15 protein-coding genes are annotated in these 20,551 nt (G+C 71.8%); 5 read left to right on the plus strand and 10 right to left on the minus strand.

The features are described 5' to 3' along the window. The first annotated feature begins 90 nt into the window (after window positions 1-90). From ACWCQ1_RS34850 to ACWCQ1_RS34865, 4 genes are read left to right on the plus strand one after another with little or no spacing between them, the layout of a single operon-like run. Complete coding sequence (locus tag ACWCQ1_RS34850; protein ID WP_133043249.1) at window positions 91-993, plus strand: AAA family ATPase; 903 nt, start codon at window positions 91-93, stop codon at window positions 991-993. Then, window positions 990-2,162 carry a hypothetical protein gene (locus ACWCQ1_RS34855; protein ID WP_451028186.1) on the plus strand — a complete coding sequence of 391 codons (1,173 nt, stop codon included), beginning with the start codon at window positions 990-992 and terminating at the stop codon, window positions 2,160-2,162. Before ACWCQ1_RS34850 ends, ACWCQ1_RS34855 begins: the two co-directional genes overlap by 4 nt. Beyond that, the gene (locus tag ACWCQ1_RS34860; RefSeq protein ID WP_358593213.1) at window positions 2,159-4,867 is read left to right on the plus strand and encodes a hypothetical protein; all 2,709 of its coding nucleotides are present in this window, start codon (window positions 2,159-2,161) and stop codon (window positions 4,865-4,867) included. Before ACWCQ1_RS34855 ends, ACWCQ1_RS34860 begins: the two co-directional genes overlap by 4 nt. Window positions 4,868-4,895: 28 nt before the next feature. Beyond that, the gene (locus tag ACWCQ1_RS34865) at window positions 4,896-6,113 is read left to right on the plus strand and encodes a toll/interleukin-1 receptor domain-containing protein (RefSeq protein ID WP_358593212.1); all 1,218 of its coding nucleotides are present in this window, start codon (window positions 4,896-4,898) and stop codon (window positions 6,111-6,113) included. Between the two features lie 44 nt (window positions 6,114-6,157). Here ACWCQ1_RS34865 and fxsT read toward each other — a convergent pair whose 3' ends face one another. From fxsT to fxsA, 5 genes are all read right to left on the minus strand, one after another. Next, on the minus strand, window positions 6,158-10,162 hold the full coding sequence (gene fxsT / locus ACWCQ1_RS34870) for an FxSxx-COOH system tetratricopeptide repeat protein (protein ID WP_133043253.1): 4,005 nt from the start codon (window positions 10,160-10,162) through the stop codon (window positions 6,158-6,160). Beyond that, window positions 10,159-11,337: an FxsC protein gene (gene fsxC / locus ACWCQ1_RS34875; RefSeq protein ID WP_358593211.1), complete on the minus strand. Its 1,179-nt coding sequence runs from the start codon at window positions 11,335-11,337 to the stop codon at window positions 10,159-10,161. Before fsxC ends, fxsT begins: the two co-directional genes overlap by 4 nt. Window positions 11,338-11,520: 183 nt before the next feature. Continuing rightward, window positions 11,521-12,942, minus strand: coding sequence for an aKG-HExxH-type peptide beta-hydroxylase (locus ACWCQ1_RS34880; protein ID WP_451028187.1), 1,422 nt, complete (start codon window positions 12,940-12,942; stop codon window positions 11,521-11,523). Next, window positions 12,939-14,090, minus strand: a complete 1,152-nt coding sequence (locus ACWCQ1_RS34885; protein WP_133043256.1) for an FxsB family cyclophane-forming radical SAM/SPASM peptide maturase — start codon at window positions 14,088-14,090, stop codon at window positions 12,939-12,941. The genes ACWCQ1_RS34880 and ACWCQ1_RS34885 overlap by 4 nt, the downstream gene beginning before the upstream one ends. Window positions 14,091-14,134: 44 nt before the next feature. Continuing rightward, on the minus strand, window positions 14,135-14,308 hold the full coding sequence (fxsA, locus tag ACWCQ1_RS34890; protein ID WP_133043257.1) for an FxSxx-COOH cyclophane-containing RiPP peptide: 174 nt from the start codon (window positions 14,306-14,308) through the stop codon (window positions 14,135-14,137). 375 nt (window positions 14,309-14,683) lie between these two features. Between fxsA and ACWCQ1_RS34895 the strand changes: the two genes are divergently transcribed. After that, window positions 14,684-15,577, plus strand: a complete 894-nt coding sequence (locus ACWCQ1_RS34895; RefSeq protein ID WP_358593348.1) for a DUF4231 domain-containing protein — start codon at window positions 14,684-14,686, stop codon at window positions 15,575-15,577. A 190-nt stretch (window positions 15,578-15,767) separates the two neighbouring features. Here the strand turns inward: ACWCQ1_RS34895 and ACWCQ1_RS34900 are convergent, their stop codons facing one another. The 5 genes from ACWCQ1_RS34900 to ACWCQ1_RS34920 all read right to left on the minus strand — a co-directional run bounded on the left by ACWCQ1_RS34900 (window position 15,768) and on the right by ACWCQ1_RS34920 (window position 20,114). After that, window positions 15,768-15,944, minus strand: a complete 177-nt coding sequence (locus ACWCQ1_RS34900) for a hypothetical protein (protein WP_358593209.1) — start codon at window positions 15,942-15,944, stop codon at window positions 15,768-15,770. A 140-nt stretch (window positions 15,945-16,084) separates the two neighbouring features. Further along, on the minus strand, window positions 16,085-16,627 hold the full coding sequence (gene tsaE / locus ACWCQ1_RS34905; RefSeq protein ID WP_451028188.1) for a tRNA (adenosine(37)-N6)-threonylcarbamoyltransferase complex ATPase subunit type 1 TsaE: 543 nt from the start codon (window positions 16,625-16,627) through the stop codon (window positions 16,085-16,087). Beyond that, window positions 16,593-17,834 carry an alpha/beta fold hydrolase gene (locus tag ACWCQ1_RS34910; protein ID WP_358593207.1) on the minus strand — a complete coding sequence of 414 codons (1,242 nt, stop codon included), beginning with the start codon at window positions 17,832-17,834 and terminating at the stop codon, window positions 16,593-16,595. Before ACWCQ1_RS34910 ends, tsaE begins: the two co-directional genes overlap by 35 nt. Window positions 17,835-17,981: 147 nt before the next feature. Further along, on the minus strand, window positions 17,982-19,151 hold the full coding sequence (gene alr, locus ACWCQ1_RS34915; protein ID WP_451028189.1) for an alanine racemase: 1,170 nt from the start codon (window positions 19,149-19,151) through the stop codon (window positions 17,982-17,984). 45 nt (window positions 19,152-19,196) lie between these two features. Then, a complete protein-coding gene (locus ACWCQ1_RS34920; RefSeq protein ID WP_451028190.1) occupies window positions 19,197-20,114 on the minus strand; it encodes a L,D-transpeptidase family protein in 918 nt (305 codons plus the stop codon). Between the last annotated feature and the right edge of the window lie 437 nt (window positions 20,115-20,551).

Here is a 20,551-nt window from a genome sequence, read left to right on the forward strand (position 1 = left end):
TGTCCGGCAGGTGATCCGACACATGATTCGACGTCTGGCCGACACCTGGTCCGACGTCTGTCATATGGTCCGACAAGGGGGACAGTAGGCTTGATCAAGCTTTTCGACCCGGCCGGGGAGTCGGTGCGACCCGCGGAGGTCACCCGCGTACCACCGCGCGACACGGCCCGCCTCGACGACCAGGTGTACCTCTTCGACGACCGGACCGTCCTGGCCGTCAACGTCGCCCTGGCGTCCGGCCGTCCCTTACTGGTGCTCGGCCCGCCCGGCTCGGGCAAGTCGACCCTGGCGCCGAACGTGGCCCGGCTGATGGGGCTGCGCTACTACGCCGAAGTGGTCACCGCCCGCACCGAACCGCACGACCTGCTCTGGCGCGAGGAGGCGTTCCGCCAGCTCAACGACGCCACGCTGGGCCGGCTCAAGGGCGCCGGTTCACGGTCCTACGTCCGGCCGGGCCCGCTGTGGAAGGCGCTCGACCCGGCCATGGACGAACACTGCCCGCCCGCCCTGCGCGACCGGCCCGCGGTGGTCCTGATCGACGAGATCGACAAGGCCGACCCCGATGTCCCCGACGCCCTGCTCGATCCGCTCAACAACCTCCGCTTCATGGGCCCGGACCGGCGGATGGTGACGGCGGCCGAGAGCGCGGGAGCGCCGCTGGTGGTGATCACGAGCAACGAGGAGCGGGAGCTGTCCGCCGCCTTCCTGCGCCGCTGCATCCTGCTGAAGCTGGAGTCGCCGGACCGCGAACACCTTCTGAAGGTCGCCCGGTTGCACATGGGGGACGACTACGACGAGGCGCTCACCCTGGAGTTGGCCGAGATGTTCGAGAGCGAGTCGGTGGCGGCGCGGCCGGCGGCGAGCACCGCCGAGTTCCTGGACACGCTGCGGGCCTGCCACCAGATGGCCCTGACGGCCGACTCCCCGGAGTGGCGGGCCGTCGCGGACCTCGCCATGGTGAAGGGCACGCCCGACACCTCCGCCTACGCATGAGCCCGGGCCCGGCCCATCTGGGGGATCTGCTGCGCGCGGCCCGCGTCCTGGGGGTGTCCGATCCGGCCGGCATGACCATGCTGGCCAGGGCCATGGGCCTCACGCTGCCCTCCGCGAGCCGTACCCCGTCCGCGGGGAATACGCCCCCGGATGGCGCGCCCGCCGGCCGGGGCCGAGCCGCGGCGCCCCCACCACGGCCACCGCGCGGCGGCGACGGTACGCCGGCCCGCACCAGCGACCCGCCGGGCCGGACGGACAAGCCCGATGCCACGGCAGGCACCGCGCCCTCGCGGCCCGGTCGCGGCCTGGGGTCCGCGAGTGGGCCGGGACGGCTCCCCGAACCGGACACCCGCCCGCCCACCGGCGGTTCGCTGCTCCTGGTCCGCGCCGCCCGGCCGGCACCGGACGCGGTGGCGGGACGAGAGCTTTGGCGCGAGGGCGTCGCGCCCGACCCCGGGGACGACGACGCCGAGACGCTGCTCGGCCACACCGAGGCGTTCGACGTGCCCTGGGCCACGGCCCCACCGCTGCCCGCCTCGCCGTGGAACCCGCAGACCGAGCGGGCGATCTTCCTCGCGGTGGCCAGCACTTACCGGACGGGACGGGCCGTCGACCACGTCCGGCTCGTGGACCTCGTCGTACGGGGTCTCGCGGGCGGCCGGGTCGCCCGGCAGCGGGTGCCCTACCGGAGCCGGCCCACGACCCGTGCCGGGGCGCTGCTGCTGATCGACCGCGGTGAGTCGATGCGCCCCTTCCGGCACGACCAGGAGTGGGCTGCTCGGCTCGCGGCCCGGATCCTGCCACCGGGCGGGCTGCGCGTGCTGGACCTGCGCATCATCCGGGGCGTCAGCCGTGACCGGGGCCGTACCTGGGACCCCCACCCGGTGCCGCCGCACGGGCAGCCGGTGATCCTGCTGTCCGACCTCGGACACCTGCAGCCACCCCTGCCCGGCCGGCACCACTCCTCGCCGGCCGGCTGGCTGCCGTATCTGCGGCGGCTGCGCGAGGCGGGCACCTCCGTCGTCTGTCTCACCCCCTACCCGGCGGAGGAGTACCCGGCGGCCGTGCGACGGACGGTGGCTCTGGTCCCGCTGGACCGCCGGGTGTCCGTACGGTTCGCCCAGACGGCGGCCCGCCAGGATCCGCGCCGGGCGGGGCGGCCCCGATGACGGCGGCGCCCGAACGCAGTGGCGCCTTCCGGCTGATCGCGGAGCAGCGCCGGCATCAGCCCGACGTGGTGCGGCTGGCCCGCTCGCTGTGCCTGGCCGCGCAGGCGGAGCCGTACTTCCTGCGCGGCGCCCGGCTCCGGTTCGCCCCGGACAGCGCCACCGGTCTGGAGGCCAGGCTCTCCTTCTCGCCGCTGGTGGAGGCCGCCGACAGCCGCGCCCTGGTGCTGTACCCGGAGGTGAGCGCGGCGCTGCGGCGGGAGCTGTATGTCCACGACCCCCATCTGCTCGGCTCGGTCCGCGACTTCACCCTCTCGGCGCATCGCTGCGCACCACCCCTCGTGCGCGGTTTCGAGGAACTGCTGTGGACGGCGACCATCGGCCCGCCGCCCGCCGAGGCCGAGGTCGAACGCACCCTCACCCCCCTCTTCCGGCAGGTGCTCGCCGAGGGCACCGCCGCCGCCGAGGCCAGTCGCTGGATCCTGCACTTCCTGCCCCGGCTGCCGGAGGCGGTACGGGAGTCGCTGCCGGCCTGGCGGCTGCGGGTGATGGCGGCGGAGCGGCTGGGCATGGAGCCGCCGCCGGGCCTGGTGAGCCGGGCCGACGCCGAGGAGATACGGACGGTACGGACGCTGGTCCACACCGAGGTGGACATCGGCGTCCGGGCCGAGCCGGACGGCCTCACCCTGAGCCGCCCCCCGGAGCGCGACGCCGTGGTCCTCGGCGCGAGCGGGGCGGGCCGGGTGCGGCTGCGGCTGCGCGGCGCGCTGCCGGGGGCCGCCTGGCACGACCTGGACCTGTACGACGGCGAGCACACCACCCTCGGCGTGGGCGTGGCCGCCGAGGCCCGCGCGGACGGAACCGTGCTGGCCGCACAGGCGGAACTGGGCGGCACGCTGCTGTGTGCCCGGGCCGGCCACCGGGCGGCCCTGGCGACGACAGCGGACGGCCGTACCGTCCTGCGCCTCGACGACGGCGAGTCCGTCCTCTCGGTCGATCTGCCGGCCGAGCCGCACCTGCTCGCGGTCGCGGACGCGGGGCCCCCTGCCACGGCGGTGGTCGGCGACAAGGGGCTGCACGTGGTGACGACGGCGGTCGACGGGACCGCCGACGCCGTCCTGCATCCACTGGCGGTGCGGCCAGCGGCGGTGGGCTGGTCCCGGACGGCCGAGCGGGAAGTGCTGTGCCTGGCCAGGGGGAACGAGGTGCTCCTCGTCGACGACGGGGACCCCGGCCGGATCCTGGGCACGCTGCCGCATCCGGCGCCGGTGCTGCGGCTGTGGTGCTCGGTGCGCGCCGGCCTGGTCGCCGCGGCGGACGCCGAGGGCGGTGTGACGGTCCACCATCTGACCGCGCCCCTGGAGACGAGGACCGTGCGGTGGCTGCCGGGCCCGGAGGTCACCGCGCTGAGCGGAGACCCCCGGTCCGGGGCGGTGGTGTGGGCCACGGCGGACGGGCGGGTGCACGGGACGGCGGAGGGCGGCCCGGCCGCTGCCGTCACCGTGCTGGGCACGCTGCCGGCGCCCGCCATCTCTCTGGCGTTGCTCGCGGAGGCGGGGCTGGTCGTCGCCGCGGACGGCGGTGACCGGCTGCTGCGCCTGGACTGGCCCGGGGGCGGCGCGGTCACGGCGGCGCCCGTGCCCTTCCGGGTACGGGAGGTCCATCCGGCGACCGGCGACCTGCTCCTGCTGTCGGGGCACGGCGGCGAGGTGGAGATCCGCGCGGAGAACGGCCGGACCCATCTGCTCACCCCGGGACCGCTGCCGCCGCCACCCCACCCGGCGGCCCCCGGCTGGCTCCGGGAGAGCCTCGGAGTGGTCCTGCCCGCGCGCAACCCGACCCTCCCGGCCGGGATCCGCCGCTGGGGCATCGGGCACCTCTGCCTGCCCGCCTCCCTCCCGCCCGGCTCGGAGGAGTTCACCGCGCTGCTGGCCCGGGCCCGGCAGGAGGGGCTGCGCGTGCTGGCCGAAGTGGCGCCCCCACGCGGGGACTTGGCTCACGGCGAGCTGCTCAGGCGGGCCTACGACCTTCTGGAGGAACCGGTCGACGGACTCAGGCTCCGCGAAGCCGACCGCTGGCCGGCCCCCCTCCTCACCCGCCTGCGCCATCTCCTGGACGCCTACCCGGAATCGGCGCTCGTCACGGAGGGCACCCCCGACCCCGCCCTGGGCACCGCCCACCTCACCCTCGGCCCGCCCCCGACCACACCGCCCACCTCGTACGGCACCTGGACCCTCCCGGACGCCCCGCCGAGCCCCCGCACCTGTCTCCTCCTGGCCCTCCCGGGCTGCCACGAGATCCCGGCCTCGTCCCTGACCGCCCCGGGGTTACGTCCCCTCCTCGCGGCCCGCGCCGCCCAACTAGCCCTGCGCCACGGCACGGTCGAGTCGATGCCCACCGGCACCGAGGCGGTGACCGCCGTCCGCCGCGACCACGCCGGGCAGAGCGTCCTGTGCCTGACCAGCACGGCCGACGAGCCGGTCACCGCCCGGATCTCGCTGCCGGACACCACCGAACGGACCGAGCTGACGGAGATCGCCCGGGACGTCCCCGATCCCCCACCCGACGCACCGGCGGTCCTGCGGCCGTCCCCCGACGGCGCGTTCACCGTCGGCCTGGGCCCCGGCCGCACCCGCTGGTTCCGCGTCCGCACGAACGCCCATCCACCACCGGAGGACACGGACCCCTTCGCCCCGCCCGCCCACTGACCCGACCCGGTCCCGTACGAGGAGTCCCATGCCCGCCCCTCACGTCTTCCTCAGCCGCAGCGAACCCCTCGACTGCACCTGCAGTTGCTGGCCGGCCCGCCGCGCCATGGAGGAACTGCTGTACCAGGAGGGCTGCGAACCCATCGTGGTGGACCGGGAGTCCCTGGTGCCGGGACAGGACTGGATGGAGGCCATATCCGACGGCATGGGCAGCGCGCACGGCATGCTGCTGATCGTCTCCAGCCACGCCCTGCGATCCGAGCACGTGCAGAACGAACTGGCCATGGCGGAACTGCGCAACCGCCACGACGGCTTCCCGGTGATCCTGCTGATGCTGCCGGAGGTGACCCTCGAAGCGCTGGAGAAGAGCGGCCTCGGATCCCTCAATCCGAACAGACGCCAGCTGGTGGAGTGGCCGGGCGGCGACGACCTCGCTTCCGTACGCCGCGTCATACGGCCCCAACTGGAGCTGATGCGCGCCGAGTTGAGCGGTGCCAAGGTGCACCACCGGGTCGTGCACCATCTGCGTGAGGTGGACGCGGAGAGCCTGAGCCGGGCCGGCGCGCTGTTGGGGGTCCCGGTCGAGATGCTGTCCCTGCTGATGCGCCACCGGCTCGCCTCGGGCCTGCTGGCGGAACGGCCGAGCGAGCCCGAGGCCGACCCGCTGCGCGCCGCCCTCACCGAACTGCTGCCCCTGTCCGGTCCGGACGCCTCACGCGAACTGATCCAGCTGAGCGTGACCCACGCCCGGGTGCCCGCGCTGGAGGCGGACCGTATCCGCGGGGTGGCCGGCAACGGCTCCCCGCGGGTCGCGGTGCTGCCCGCGCGGTCCACGGAGACGGCACGCCGGTACGTCCACCGGGCCAGCGAACAGCCGCTGCCCTGGGACCACCTGGTCATCACGCTCAGCGCGGGCGCCGGGGTGCTGGGGGACCTGGTGGAGCACATCGGGGAGGAACTGCGCATGGAGTTCGACATCGAGGACGAGGAGATGCTGCGCGAGCACGAGCAGGACTTCGGCCCGCTGGTCGTGATCGTTCCGCACGCCCCGGACCCGGACCTGGTCAGAGCGCTCGACGCGGCGTACCCGGTGGGCCTGCTCTTCCTCTTCGTGGTGGACGGCGAACTCCTCGGCGCGACCGGCGCGCACACCCGGCTGGACGGCCTGTCCGCCTGGCGGGAGGAGGAGATGAACCGCACGGTGCGGCGGTTCGTACGCAAGTACGGAACGTCCCTGAGCAACTGACCGCCCCGGCGCGGGACCGGGGCGGCTGCTGTTCGGGCATCGGATCAGGTCGGAGGCATCTCCAGGTCGAAGTCGATGCGCTTGCGGTCGGTCATCATCCGGACCGTGGGGTGGTCGGGGCCGAATTCCCGCTCGGCGGCCTGGGTCGCCCTGCCGAGCTCCACCGGGCCCTCGTCGTCGCCCATCAGGGTGCGGTCGAGGGCGACGTTGTAGTCCGCGCACAGCACGCGGGGGTGGTGGTTGCGATAGAGGGCACGGTAGGCCTCGCGGGCCTCCTGGTCCTCGGCCAGCGCCTCCTCGTGCCGGCCCAGCGCGGACAGCACGCCGGCCCGGTTGGCCCGGCAGGCGACGGTGGCGGGGTGGGTGGCGCCGAGGCGCTCGACGAGGAGCGGGAGTGTCTCGTCGGCGAGTTCCATGGCACGCTCGGTCTCCTCCCGACTCCTGAGGATGGCGACCAGGTTGGACGCGGCCGCCAGGGTGAAGGGGTGCTCCCGGCCGAGGCGCTCACGGTAACGCTCGAAGTTCTGCTTCCCGAGGTCGACGGCCTCCGAACCGCGGACCGGGTCCAGATAGGACAGGGCGAGGAGGTCGCAGGCGAGGTTGGCGGTGCACGACATGGTGTCGGGGTGCCCCTCGCCGTACCGCTGCCGGTAGACGTTCAGGGTGGAGCGCGTCAGGGCCTCCGCCTCGGCGTAATTGCCCATGCGGCGCTGGGTCACTGCCAGGGACGCGTCCGTGCGCAGCACGTCGTCCACCTTCTCGTCACTCGACGAAAGGTTGACGAGCCGTTTACGGATCTCGAAGAGCAAGTCGAGGGAGCCCTGGTAGTCACCCGTCTCCCTGCGGTCCAGTGCCACGTTGGTCGCGAACGGGGTCCAGGTGAGCTTGCGCTGCAGCCCCAGCGCCTGCCGGGACCGCTGATAGGTCTCGGTCGCACGCTCCAGAGCTTGGGAGGGATTGCCGGACAGCACCAGCGAGACGCCAAGACCGTTTGCGGCGCGGAGCGTGTTCTCGTGGTCGGGGCCGAAGTGCGGGCTGTTCACATAGAGCTCGTACGTCCGGCTGTCCACGTCGTAGGCCTCCTGGTAGCGGCCGAGGCTGCGCAGGTCGGCGCCGTAGTTGCGGGCCGTCATCAGCGTGTAACCGTCGTCCTCGCCGAGTTGCTCACGCTGTCGCTGCAGTGTGTCGGCGTCCAACGCGTGGGCTTCCTCGAACCGGCCGAGGGAACGCAGCGGGTTGGCCACCTGGGCGGCCAGTCGCAGCTTCAGGGGGTGGTCCACGCCCAGCGAGACCTGCCAGGTGTCCAGCGCCTTCCGACCCAGTGCTGCGGCGGCGCGGTGGTCTCCGATCCGCCACTGGTTGCGGACCTGACGGATGACCCATTCACATACACGTGCGTCGGTATTGAGCAACGCCTGGGAGGGCTCCAGATGGGGCAGCAGCTCCGCAAACCGCTGCCGGACCGTCGGATGGTCCTCCTCCAGGGCTTCCGAGGGCAGCGCTCCCGCCAGCACGAGATGCGCCTGACGCCGCGTTCGCTCCTCGCGCTCGGGATCCTCCGCCAGCCATCCACGCACCGCGGCCTGGACCAGCCGGTGGATCTGGATGGAGCCGTTCTGCTGGTCCACGGTGGCCAACGCGTACCGCCCGAGGTCACGGATCAGGTATCCCATCACCATGGCGTCGAGCATCGGTTGGTCCCCGGTCTCCGCGGCCAGCCGTGTTCGCATGGCATCGCTGTAAAGGAGCGACTGGGCGATCGGCTCAGGAGAGAGGAAAGAACAGAGTTCGAGGAGCCGTACCGCCGCGGGCCTTTCACTGGCGAGCCGGTCGACGGTCAGCCGCCAGACCGCGAAGAGGGACTCCCGTTGGCTGTCTCCGCTGCCACCCGCCTCACCCAGGACCGTGCCAACCCGGCTGTTGACCAGGTCGAGGTAAGTGTCGAGGGGCATCGCCGTCTGCCGCAGCCAGGCCGCCGCCAGCTCCATCGCCATCGGGAAGTCGCCGAGCGTTTCGGCGATCCGGTCGGCATCCTCCGCCGACAGGCCCTCCACCCTTCGGCGCAACAGGGCGACGCTTTCGGACCTGTTGAAGGAGTCGACCTCCATGGCGGCCTCGTCCTCCTCGTGCGGGGATCGCCGGGCAGTGAGGATGACGTGCCCCGGTCCCTCGGCGGGAAGGTACCGCTCCACTGTCGTGTCTCCCTGGTCCCTGGTCTGGCCCTCACCGTCCGTGTCCTGGCCATCGGTCACGTTGTCGAAGACCAACAGCCAACGACCGTGCTCGCCACTCTTCAGCGCGTTCATGGTCGCCTGGACGCGTTCGTCCACCGTGTCACCGGGAACGCCCAGCTCAAGTCCGATTTCCGCGAGGAGCTGCGGGATCCGGTTGGGCTGTTCGGCCGGGATCCAGTGCACAAGGTCATACTGCGACCCGTAACGGTGGACGTATTCCTGTGCGATCTGAGTCTTACCAATTCCACCCAAACCATACAGAAACACCCTGCCCACCGGTGTGTCCCGCCGTAGCGTCTCGGCGCTCAGCTCGGTGCGCAGCCGGTCCAGCTGCACGTCGCGCCCGATGAAGGTGTTGTTGCGGCGCGGGACGTTGAAAATCCTGGGCACCAGGCCCGGATAGGTGATGCCGTCGGCCACAGGCGCAGAGGCGGCTCCGTCGAGTTCGAGCAGGGTGAAAACCTTGCTGAGGGCCTGTTCCTCCGATGCGTCCACCAGAGTGAATCCCGGCAGCCCGCGCAGCGCCGCCTCCGGTTGATGTTCGCGGGTCCGCAGCCCGATGATCTTGGGCCCGTCGGGGGTCGCGACAAGTGCGCGCACCTCGTCGGCGACCGGTGTGGCGGAGAAGTCGGGCGAGAGCAGCGCGATGACCACGTCGGCCCCGTCCGCCGGGCCGCTGGACAGCGGCACCGACGGACTGCTTCCGCGCAGCGTCACGCCGATCCCGGCGGACTGGAGCTGGGCCGCGAGCCACTCGGCCCAGGCGCCGTCGCGCAGCGCGAAGTCGATCCGCACCCGCGGCACCAGGCGGCCTCCCGGCACCGGGACCCGCTGGAAACGGGCGAGCAACTGCCGGCGTACCGGCTCCTTGACCGGCTGAAGGGCCGTTACCTGCCCGTCCGTGATCACCGACGTGAGACGTTCGTAGGCACCCAGAAGGGAGGCGGGCTGCCGAGGCGTGTCCGCGACGGTGGCCAGGACCTCCTCGTAGGCGAAGAACGGTTTGTAGGGGATCTCCACCGCGCCCCAGTAGGCGTCCGGGTCGGCCGCCCGCGGTGTGTCCTTCAGGAACTCCTGGAAGCGCTGCCGGGCATGGCCCCGGCTCACCGCGAGCTTCTCCTGCTCGGCGTCCTCCACCCGCATGGGCACGGGGAAGATCCGAACGCGGGGAGCGGCCCGCCGAACGTCCGCGGCCACACTGGCGCTGCCGTCCACGGACTGGGTGTTCAGCGTGAAGCAGTTCACCAGGACGTCCGGCATGAGCACCGTGGTGATGCCCGAGGTGTCACTCCAGCCCGTACGGCTGTCGATCAGGGCGTAGTCGTAGTTGCGCCGCATGTCCTCGCGCAGGGCGCGCAGGAAGGCCGCGCCGTCGCGCTGCTCGTAGAAGCCCTTCCAGTCGTAGGTGTTGATCATCTCGGAGTACTCGGGGGTCTTGCGTCCCGGCGAGATGAAGTCGACGTAGCCGCCGCTGTCGAAGCTCAGGGCCAGGGTGGAGGCGAACCGCTCCACCCTGGCCTGCTGGCTGTAGTCGCCGCCGGCCGGCCGGGGCCTGGCCATGTCGAAGCCGCGGATGAGGTCGATGACGCCCGGGGTGGAGTCGAGCTCCGGATCGCCGAGGAAGGGCGCGAAGTAGCGGTGCAGACCCGGCGCCTCCAGGTCCCAGTCCATGGCGAGCACCCGCTTGCCGTTGCTGGCCAGGATCCACGCCACGTTCGCCAGGGCCATGGTGCGGCCCGTCCCACCCTTGAACGAGTAGAACGTGACGATGGTGCCGGACTCGCGGGTGCCGGCGTCACCCGAGTCGAACGTCATGACGAGTACCTTCCGAGCAGGGGAAACGTATGCGGGCCGTCGGCCGACGTCGCCTGCGGCGGGACGGCTTCCACTGATGACTTGAGCGCCTCGTTCTGCAGGCGGACGAGCACTTTGCGCAGGGAAGACGTGAAGCTCTCCGCGTCCGGCAGCCCCCAGCGCTCGTACTCGCTGTGCCGGCCGCGCATCAGGGGCAGTGTGCGGTCCAGGAGCTCGTCGAGGGTGACCGCCCGTTCGGCCGACTCGGTGTCGTCCCGTGCCCTCGGTTCGAGCGCCGTGGTCGCCTCGGGATTCCGCTCGTCGACGGCGGCCAGGAGCCGGTGCTTCTCCCCGAGCATGGCCGCCCAGGCGTCCACAAGCAGCACGACGAGCTGTTCGGGGTCGTGCTCCCGGCTGATCCGATCGACGGTCTCCGCGTCCAGCGGAAGCACGGTCGCGGTGAGGTCCAGCGCGGTGGCGGTGTTCTTGACCAGGGAGACCAGCGCCTCGTGTTCCCCCGGGGCATAGGGGGACCACTGCAGGGCCGTCTTTCCGTAGTACTGGCGCGAGTGCCGCTCTTCGGGTGCTTCCTGCTCGCCCGTGGACGCCATGACGAAACTGACGGACTGGACGCCGGCCGGGGCGGGCGCGCCGACGGGCGCGTGCGTGCCGGCCGCGTCGAATCCGTGCACCTCGGGAAGCTGCTCCGCGGCCGCCACGATCCGGTCGGCGACCGCCTTCAACACCTCGTCGTACGCCGACCGGTAACGCGCCTTCAGTCGCAACAGATGCAGCAGTCCGTCCCGCTGGTACGCCTCCGACCGGACGCGCAGGAGCGGATACGGCGCGACGGCGTCCAGTGGGTACGCGGGATCGGGTTCCCACATGACCGGGATGACCGCGTCGACGCTGCGGCCGGTCCTGGACCGGTGCACGTTGAGGCGCCGCTGGAAGTAGGACCACTCGGCCAGGCAGTACGTCTGACTGAAGTACCTCGGTGAGTGCAGCGCGACCAGGACCGTGGAGCGGCCGAGCAGATCCACCGACACGTCCGCCGACTGCGGCTCCCCGCGTACACCCACAGCCTCCGGGGGGCGCCCGGTGCGCTCACCGACGACCCGGCAGAGGTCATGGAAGAACGACGCGACCCACTCCTCGTCGACAGTGCGGACGTGGCTCAGATAGAAGTGGCTCACGATGGCTCCCGGGGCGCGTCACCAGGGGTGGCACCGTGTCGATGTTTGTTCCGGACGTGATGAAAATCTGGTGGTGGGCCCAGGCGGACGCGACAGAGGGCTCCGTACCGTCCCGCCATCCGTCGGGCGTGCGCCGTCCCCGGCCGCGCCGCCGCGTCCCCGCCGTGCCACCGCACCCTCATGTCAGTCTGCCCCCGGTGTCGTGCCGTCGGACGTCTTCGCACCGCATCGGGCGCGCCGTGCAAGGCCCGCACCGCCTTGCACGGCGGCGGACGCGGCGGGTCTGCGCAGTTGGTACGGGGTCCCCCAGGAAGCCACACGAACGGATGACGCTCCTTGAGGCAGGACGGATGACCGTGGGTGTACGGGAAAACCGCAGCGCGCCGCCTCTTCCACCATGATCGCCACAAAGCGGGCGCCGACGGACGTCAGTGCGGGATGGAGCTGGAGCATCCCCAGAGCGGCGGCGACCTGTCGGCCGTAGTGGTGCAGCCGTGCGTCTGCGCGGCGGGCCTGTTCGCCGGTCAGTTCCTGCCGACGGCGCCGCCAGAAGTCGATCATGGAGAGATGGGCGTGCGTTCCCGTGAGCACGGAGGCGACGGGGCGAGCGTCCCGCCGCCAGCCGACCCTGTGCAGGGTGCGGTCCTCCGGATCGGCGAGATCGACCAGGTCGGCGAGGCCCGCATGAACGATGTGGGTGGTCTCGTGCACGACGGTCTCCGCCAGTCGCACCGGGTCGGCGGTGCAGGAGACCGCGATCGCCCCGTACGCCTCGCGCGCCGAGGAGCTCACACCGCGCCCTGTCCACGAGGGCCGCAGCGGCACCAGTGCCGTCCACAATTCGGCGCACGCGACGGCCCGTTCGGGGACGAGGCGGTTCAGCACGTGCCAGGCCGACGTCAGCGAAGCCTGCCAGACACGCAGTTGCTGGGCCGTCTGTCTGCCGTCCACCGGATGACCGTGCGCGTCCCGGTAGGGGTCGCCGTCCTCCAGAACCACCGTCAGCGGAGGGGCGCCCGGCGCCCGGGCCGTCAGGCGCCGCGGGGCATGCCACTCGTCATGGTGGGCCATACGCTCCCGCTCCCCCATGACGACGAGCGACCGGCCACCCCACTCGAGGACGTCGCCCCGTAGGTTGACCTCTCCCACACCCGGGGGCAGCCGGACGTCCCCCAGGGTGGGCAGCCACAGCAGCGATTCGGGCGCCGGAAGGGCGAGATGCGGACGCAGTCCGGCACGTAACGCGGCAGCGGCGGCCAGGCCCCCGAGCCGGGCGAGGTCGGAGCCGAGGGCCGGGCGTGGGCCGTCCGACGCCCGCAGGCAACGGCCCAGCCAGACGCCGACATGGGGATGGAGCAGTACGTCCTCGAAGGCCCGGACGTCCGTCCTGCGAGCCCGGATGCACAGGTCCCAGGCGGCCGACGCGTGCGACGCCCAGAACCCCGGCGCACCCTCGCGGGCCACGTCGGCGACGCTCTTCAGCATCAGCAGGCGCCGGGAGACCTGTCCGTCCCGCAGCACCCGCAGCGCGGCTGAGGACGGTCGGCAGGCCGCCAGGCTCGCGAAGTCCTCCGCGGTCATCCGCAGCGTCGCCGGGCCCGTCATGACGCGGTCCCGAGCAGATCGGCGGCGTCGGCCACGACACGGTCCCGGATCCGGGTGGTGAGCACGCGCAGATCCGCGCAGTACACACTGGGGTTGGCGAAGCCGGTGCGCGGGTGGAAGCGGTGGGCCCGCACTCCGCCTCCGCACAGGCGGACCACCTCACAGCCACGGCACACGTCGGCGAGCGCCGACAGTCCGCCGCGCCGGGCGTCGGCCACAACCGGATGCCGTGCGACGGCGTCGAAGTCGTGCGCGAAGATGTCGAGTCCGGTCGCCGCCGCGCCGTCCCGCGTGGCCTTCAGGGAATCGGACAACTCGATGGTCCCGTCGCTCTCGACGACGAGGAAGTCCGTCTCCGCGAGCCCGACGCTCTCCGACCGGACGTCACCGCCGAGCGCAAGGTCCATGAGGTCCTCGAACAGGCGGATCCGGGTCTCCTGGCGCGGCGCCGTGTACCACCGTTCGAACACAGCAAGGAGCCAGTTCGCATACGGTGTTCGGTCCGGATCGTGACCCGGCGGGGGGTGCTCCCAAGTGGCGTGCGGTAACAGGAAGTTGACTGCGGGCGGTGCATGGCCGAGAAGCGACTCGAAGACGTCGAGGGGCGGGCTGGAAATATCGATCGTGCACAACAGGCCCGCGAACAGCGCCTTGTTCTCGGGCCTGCGCAAGAGTTCCAACCCCCTCAGGACAGCGTCGTAGCTGCTCCGTCCGTTCCTCGCCCGCCTATGACGATCGTTGGCCTCACGCCCGCCATCAAGAGACACGCCTACCGACACCCCGTGTCGGCGGAACAGTTCCATCCACTGAGGGTTCAGAAGAGTCGCATTGCTCTGCACGGAGATATCACAGTCAGCCGTGCCCCGCAGCTCCTGCTGCAGAACTGATAAGAGGTGTTCGATTCGAGCCGGACCGGCGATCAACGGCTCGCCCCCGTGCAGAGTCACCCGAACCCGGCGCAGGGCGTGCCGACGGGCGTGTTCGGCTATGCGCGCCGCCAGCCGATCGGCGGTCGCGGTCGCCATCGCAGACGGTTTGCGCTGCCAGGTCCGGTCGCGCAGTTCGTACACATAGCAGTGGTCGCACGCCAGGTTGCACGGCTGGGCGACCTTGACCACCCACTCGACGAACGGGTTCGCATCACGCACGTGCCACCTCCTGCCATGCGGTTCCCCGGCTTTTCACCCGTCCGTCAGATCGACGAGTCAAACATGGCCACGTCAATCGCATGACGCTCCACAACGTCCCGCCGCACCCTCCTCATGGCCCTGACCAGAGCGTTGTCGGGCAGTTCGTCCAGTTCGACGGCCGTGACACCGCTCAGATTCAGCACGTCGAACTCCAGGTCACTCGACGGCGTCTCCATGGACCCCCCGTGCTCGCTCGAACCGCGGAGGTCCGGGCGTGGCCCGGGCTCGCGGATGTGGACCTGCGTCAGGCCACAACTCAGCGCTCCGTATGCCGAGTTGCGGACGGAGTGGTGCTGTTCGGTTCTCGTCTCAGGGAAGCACATAGATCAACGAAGGGCCAGCGTGCGTAGAACTCCAGGTCTCCGTGTGCGGCTCGATCCGGTCAGCACTGCCAAGCCCTCCTGTCCGAGGCGGTGTTGGCACCCGTGCGGCCCCAAGTCACCATGAGTCTTCCCCTCTTCTTGGCGAGGTGACGCATGGCGGCCACGACCACTCCCGGACAGAACGTTCCGGGGCCGGGCGCGAGGATAGGAGACGACGATCTGCCCCCGTTGTTCCGCTCCAACGACCGGTGGGCACTGAACCGTCAGAGCGAATCGTTCCGCGCGACCAGGACCGAGCTGGCACTGCTGCTCGTGGCGACCGGCTGCGCCACCCTGGCCGACCGCTTCAACAGCCACGTCCTCACCGCCCTGTCCGCCCTGCTGTACGGCCTCACGGTGGTCGCCGGCGTCGTCATCCGCCGGCGCCGGGCACGGGCCCACTGGCAGGCGCACCGCGACGCCGCCGAGACGGTGAAGTCGCTGGCCTGGCAGTACATGGTCCACGGCGGACCGTTCCATTCCGCCGTCCCCGACCCCGAAGGACTGTTCCACCAGCAGCTGGAGGAACGGCTGCGCCCCCTGCGCCGGGTCGGCTGGCAGGAACCCTCCCACGACCCCGGCCGGCCCTGGGTCCCGCCGAGCGGCCAGCAGCCGCAGGATCCGCGCCATCCGCAGATCACCCGCGCCATGCGGGCGGTACGCGCCCAGCCGTTCGCGGCCCGCAAGGACATCTACCTGCGCGACCGCGTCCTCGACCAGCTCGGCTGGTACGGCGGCCGGGCGGGCCAGGCGCACCGGTCCGCCACCGCCTGGTCCACGCTGACCGCGTCACTGACCCTGCTGGCCCTCGCGGCCGCGGTGGCCAGAAGCACCGGCATAGCGGCGAACTGGGACCTCAGCGGCCTGCTGGCCGCCGCCGCGGCGGCCGGTGTCGCCTGGCTGGAGTCCCGCCGGCACCATCCGCTGTCGTACGCCCACGAGTTGGTGCGCGAGGGGCTGGAGACCCAGCGGGCCGCGCTGACCATGAGCGTGCCCGAGGACCAGTGGCCGCAGGCCGTGGCCGAGACCGAGCACCTGATGTCCCCCCAGCACACCGACTGGCTCGCCCGCTTCGGTGGATGAGCGGGTCGTGGACGGAGGCGGATCAGCCGATCGCGGGCGGAGGCGGATGAGCCGGTCGCGGGCGGAGGCGGATGAGCCGGTCGCGGGCGGAGGCGGGCGAACCCTCCCGGGGGAGGTCCCGAACCCCGCCGGCCGGCCGGCCGGCCAAGCCGACTCGGGCCGTCCGACCGGGCGGCGCTGGACCGTCGGGTCAGGCCGCCTCGGGGCGTTCGACGAGTTCCGGGTCGGGCATGCGTGGGGGCGTGGAGATCACCGTCGCGGCCGCGCAGGACGCCAGCAGGTCCCGCATGGACACCCCGGACGCTCCGGGCACCGTGCGCGGCAGCTTCTCCGCCCGTTCCGGGAGCGATCGTTCCGTGGCCGACATGGACGCCTCCTGAGGAGCGGGGGGCGGGCGTAGTTAGGTAGACCTAACCACGAGCTGGATACCATGTGACCACGCACAAGACGCCTAATGCAATATCTTGCCGACGTCTTGTCGGAACGTTCACGCGAAACGACCGGTGTTCAGGCGGACAGCACGCCCAGATCGACGGTCCCCCACCGCTCACCCAGCCCGGCGACCATGACGTGCCGCACCTCGTCCGTCGTGTCGCCGACGGCACGGTGGATGACGACGTTCAGCAGGTCGTCGGTCAGCTCCTCCACCTTGCCCTCGCCCCACTCCACGACGATCACGGAGTCGGACAGCGAGACGTCGAGGTCGAGGTCCTCCATCTCGTCGAGTCCGCCCCCCAGCCGGTAGGCGTCGACGTGCACGAGGGGCGGCCCGTCGCCCAGGGACGGGTGCACACGGGCGATCACGAAGGTCGGAGAGGTCACGGCCCCGCGCACGCCGAGGCCCTCGCCCAGCCCGCGGGTGAGTGTCGTCTTGCCGGCGCCGAGTTCCCCGTTCAGCATCACGAGGTCACCGGCGCGCAGCAGCTTGGCCAGCCGGCGGCCGAGGTCCCGCATCTGCTCGGCGGACGTGACGGTGATCTCCACGGACGCCACGGACGGCACGGAGGACTCGGTCTCAGCCGGGTTGTGCGGTGCTGCTGGTGCTTCCATAGCCACCCACGTTAGCCCCTGCGGGTACGGCCCCCGCGCGGGTGAGGAGGTCGGCGAGCCGGTCGGTGACCACTTCCGGGTGTTCCAGCATCACGAGGTGCCCGGCGTCCGGGACGAGCACCAGTTCGGCCTCCGGCAGCAGATCGGCGATCGCCTCGCTGTGCTCGCTGGGCGTGACCATGTCCTGCACCCCGGCCAGCACCAGCACCGGCATGTCCGTGAAGAGGGCCAGGGCCTCGGTCTTGTCGTGGTTGTCGAAGGCCGGGTAGTACTCGGCGACCACGTCGATCGGCGTGCCTTCGATCATCCGTTCGGCGAACCGTACGACGGCCGGGTCGACGTCCTTCGAGGCGAACGAGTACCGCTTGATGATCCCGGCGAACAGATCGGCGGTGGCCCGCCGCCCCTTCTCCACCAGCGCCGCCTGCTGCCCGAGCGCCTTCAGCACTCCGGGGAGGATCCGCCGCACCGCGTTGACGCCGGCGACCGGCAGCCCGAAGTTGACCTCGCCGAGCCGCCCCGAGGACGTACCGACGAAGGCGGCGGCGACGACCCGGTCCCGGATCAGCTCGGGGAACTGGTCGGCGAAGGCCATCACGGTCATCCCGCCCATGGAGTGTCCGACCAGCACGATCGGCCCCTCGGGCACGGTCGCGTCGATGACGGCCTTCAGGTCCCGCCCCAGCTGATCGATGTCGACCGGTACCCCGTCCTGCACCTGCCGCACCCCGCGCCCGGACCGCCCGTGGCTGCGCTGGTCCCAGTGCACGGTCCGTACGACGCCCCTGAGGGCCGCGCGCTGGAAGTGCCAGGAGTCCTGGCTGAGGCAGTAGCCGTGGCAGAAGACGACGGTGACGGGCGCGGGTGCCTTGCGGCCGAACAGCCGCCGCCGGCGCGGGCCGAGCGCGGGCACGGCGTCGGGGTCGACGTCGTCGACCTCGTAGTAGAGCTCGGTGCCGTCGTCGGCGTACGCCTTGCCGGGTGTGCCGCGCAGCGAGCCGTACGGACCGGTCGCGTCGAGGGCGAGCCGGGCCTTTCTGCGCATGCCGCGTCCGACGGTGAGCCGCTCTATGGCGACGCCCGCCGCGGCGCCCGCGGCGACCACGCCTATCGCGGCGCCCGCGATGCCGGTCGCCCTGCGCCAGTTGGCGGCCGCCCCCGTGGCGGAGGCTACGGCTGCGACGGCCTCCGCACTGCTCTCGCTCACGTACCGCTCCTCTTCGCCGGACTGATCTTCGCTGGGTCGGGTGGTGCTGGTGTTACGAAAGGGACTGCTGGTGTTACTGCCGTGACTGCTTTTGTTGCTGCACGGACTGCTGGTGTTGCTGACCTTGGCGGGGTGCACTCCGTGCGATTACCCCGGTTGTTGCTCATTCACGTAGACGCGAGGAACACGTGTTCCGATGCGCGTGACGATCTCGTACGCGATGGTGCCCGCGGCCTGCGCCCAGTCCTCGGCGGTGGGCTCGCCTCGGTCGCCGGGTCCGAACAGCACCGCCTCCGTGCCGACCGCGGGTTCGTCGCCCCCGAGGTCGACGACGAACTGGTCCATCGCCACCCGCCCCGCGACCGTCCGCCACTTGCCGTCGACCAGGACGGGCCCGGTGCCGGACGCGTGCCGCGGGACGCCGTCGGCGTACCCGACCGGCACGAGTCCGAGGGTCGTGGCGCCCGGGGTGACGTAGTGATGCCCGTAACTGACGCCGTGACCCCCCGGAACACGCTTCACGAGGGCGATGTTCGCCGCGAGCGTCATCACGGGCCGCAGTCCGAAGTCGGAGGGTGTGCCGACCTCGGGGCTCGGCGAGATGCCGTACAGGGCGATACCGGTCCGTACCAGGTCGAAGTGGGACTCGGGGAGCGTGAGGGTGGCAGGCGAGTTGGCGATGTGCCGCACCTCGGGGCGGACGCCCTGCTGCTCGGCGTACGCGAGCATCTCGCGGAAGAGGGTCAGCTGGGCGGCGACGGAGGGATGTCCGGGTTCGTCGGCGCAGGCGAAGTGGGACCACAGCCCGGTGATCCGGACGAACCCGTCGGCCTCGGCGCGCAGGGCGTTCGCGACCAGCTCGGCCCAGTCCTCCCCCGGCTGGCAGCCGTTCCTGCCGAGCCCGGTGTCGGCCTTGAGCTGCACGCGCGCGGGGACGCCCGCCTCCCGTGCCGCCGCGATGACCTCATCCAGGGCCCACATGCCGCTCAGGGACACGTCGATGCCGGCCTCGATCGCCTCCCGCCAGGGACCGCCCGGCGTCCACAGCCAGCACATGATCCGGCCGTCGAGCCCCGCCTTCCGCAGCGCGAGGGCCTCCTCGGGGGTGGCGGTCCCCAGCCAGGCGGCTCCCGCCTCGACGGCCGCGCGGGCGCACGGCACCGCGCCGTGGCCGTACGCGTCCGACTTGACCACGGCCATGAGCTGCGCTCCCCGCGCGCGGGCACGCAGAGCCCGCACATTGGCGCGCAGGGCGGCCAGATCGATCTCGGCGCGGGCCCGCAGGGGCGCGGTCGGGGCAGTGGCTGTCTCAGTCATGGCGCCCCCAGTGTCTCAGAGGGGTCCGACAACCCCTGCGGACGGCTAGGCTCCGAGCCGCCGTCCCCACACGTACACGTGGTCCCCGGTCTTCAGCACACCCCAGAGCTTCCGCGCGTCCGCGAGCCGCAGATTCACGCATCCCCATGATCCGACAGTCGTGTAGATGCTCCCGTAGACGGCGTGGAAGGCCTGCCCGCCGCTGAAGAACTGGGCATAGGGCATGGGCGAGTTGTAGAGCGTGGACCAGTGGTTCTTGTGCTTCCAGTAGATCTTGAACCAGCCGGTACGGGTCCGGTGCCCGACCCGCCCGCTCCGCATCGGCACGGGCCCGTAGACGACCTGCTTCCCCTTCTGCACCCAGGTGAGCTGCCGGTCGAGATCGACACAGGCGACGCGGTAGCTGCGCACGGGACACTTCCCGGCGGCGTTGGGGTTCTTCTGCGCGCCGATGAGCTGCATGGTGGCCCAGGTGACGGGCCCGGCGAAGCCGATGGCGGGCTTGATCCCGTACGTGACCTGGAACGCCCGGATGGCCCGGCAGTCGGCGGCCGACTGCTTGCCGTCCACCTTCAGCTTCAGCCACCGCTCGACGCCCCGCTGGTAGGGCCCGGTCCGCTTGCTGCAGGCGACCTTCTGGACGGCGTCGGCGAGCGGCACGTACTCGACGAGGTCGTACGTCCCCGGGGCGGCGTCCCGCGGCTCGACGGCGTCCTCATCGGCGCTCGGTGCGTACACCCTGGGCGCGAGCACCTGATCGGGCGTGTCGATCTGCCAGGACTGGGCGGGACCCGGCGGAACACCGGGGACGAGCTCGACCTGCGGCCCCGGAGCGGGGACCGGGGGCGCGGGGGCGGCGAGCACGGGGGCGGCGAGGGCGGGGGTGCCGACGGGCAGGACGGTGACGGCTGCGAGCACGACGGCGAGGCCGCGGCACGCGATACGCCTTCTGATTCTGATCATCCCATCAGAAGAACGCGCGGGAACGGCCGGACCGGGGTGCCGCGCGGCGGGGTCACCCTTTCCGCCCAGCCCCGCCGCGGGCGGCAACGAGCGGACCGAGAGATCCGGCGGCGCGTCAGCCGGTCAGGCCGCACGTCGAGCCAGCGCGTCGTTCACGCAAGCCGAGCGAGACCGTCGTCAGTCCCGCTCGTCCAGCCAGCCCGTCATTCCCGCACGGTCGAGCTTTAGGCCGTCCATCGCACAGGCCATGTCGGCCGGCCCCTCCTGTAAGCCGGGCCAGGCCGGGCCGTCAGTCCCGTACGTCTCGCCAGCCCGCCAGTCCCGCAAGCCGAGCAAGGCCGTCAGTCCCGGAGGTCGCGCCAGGCCCCCAGTCCCGCAAGCCGAGCCAGAACGTCAGTCCCACACGCCACGTCAGCTCGCCAGTCCCGCAAGCCGAG

Source organism: Streptomyces sp. NPDC002144 (assembly GCF_053593695.1).

What these genes read in the sequence shown, in the direction of transcription:
- fxsA (WP_133043257.1), bottom strand. Translation starts at nt 14,308, where the DNA reads ATGGAGACGCCGTCGAGTGACCTGGAGTTCGACGTGCTGAATCTGAGC.
- tsaE (WP_451028188.1), bottom strand. Translation starts at nt 16,627, where the DNA reads ATGGAAGCACCAGCAGCACCGCACAACCCGGCTGAGACCGAGTCCTCC.
- ACWCQ1_RS34855 (WP_451028186.1), top strand. Translation starts at nt 990, where the DNA reads ATGAGCCCGGGCCCGGCCCATCTGGGGGATCTGCTGCGCGCGGCCCGC.
- ACWCQ1_RS34920 (WP_451028190.1), bottom strand. Translation starts at nt 20,114, where the DNA reads ATGATCAGAATCAGAAGGCGTATCGCGTGCCGCGGCCTCGCCGTCGTG.
- fxsT (WP_133043253.1), bottom strand. Translation starts at nt 10,162, where the DNA reads ATGACGTTCGACTCGGGTGACGCCGGCACCCGCGAGTCCGGCACCATC.
- ACWCQ1_RS34880 (WP_451028187.1), bottom strand. Translation starts at nt 12,942, where the DNA reads ATGACGGGCCCGGCGACGCTGCGGATGACCGCGGAGGACTTCGCGAGC.
- alr (WP_451028189.1), bottom strand. Translation starts at nt 19,151, where the DNA reads ATGACTGAGACAGCCACTGCCCCGACCGCGCCCCTGCGGGCCCGCGCC.
- ACWCQ1_RS34860 (WP_358593213.1), top strand. Translation starts at nt 2,159, where the DNA reads ATGACGGCGGCGCCCGAACGCAGTGGCGCCTTCCGGCTGATCGCGGAG.
- ACWCQ1_RS34865 (WP_358593212.1), top strand. Translation starts at nt 4,896, where the DNA reads ATGCCCGCCCCTCACGTCTTCCTCAGCCGCAGCGAACCCCTCGACTGC.
- ACWCQ1_RS34900 (WP_358593209.1), bottom strand. Translation starts at nt 15,944, where the DNA reads ATGTCGGCCACGGAACGATCGCTCCCGGAACGGGCGGAGAAGCTGCCG.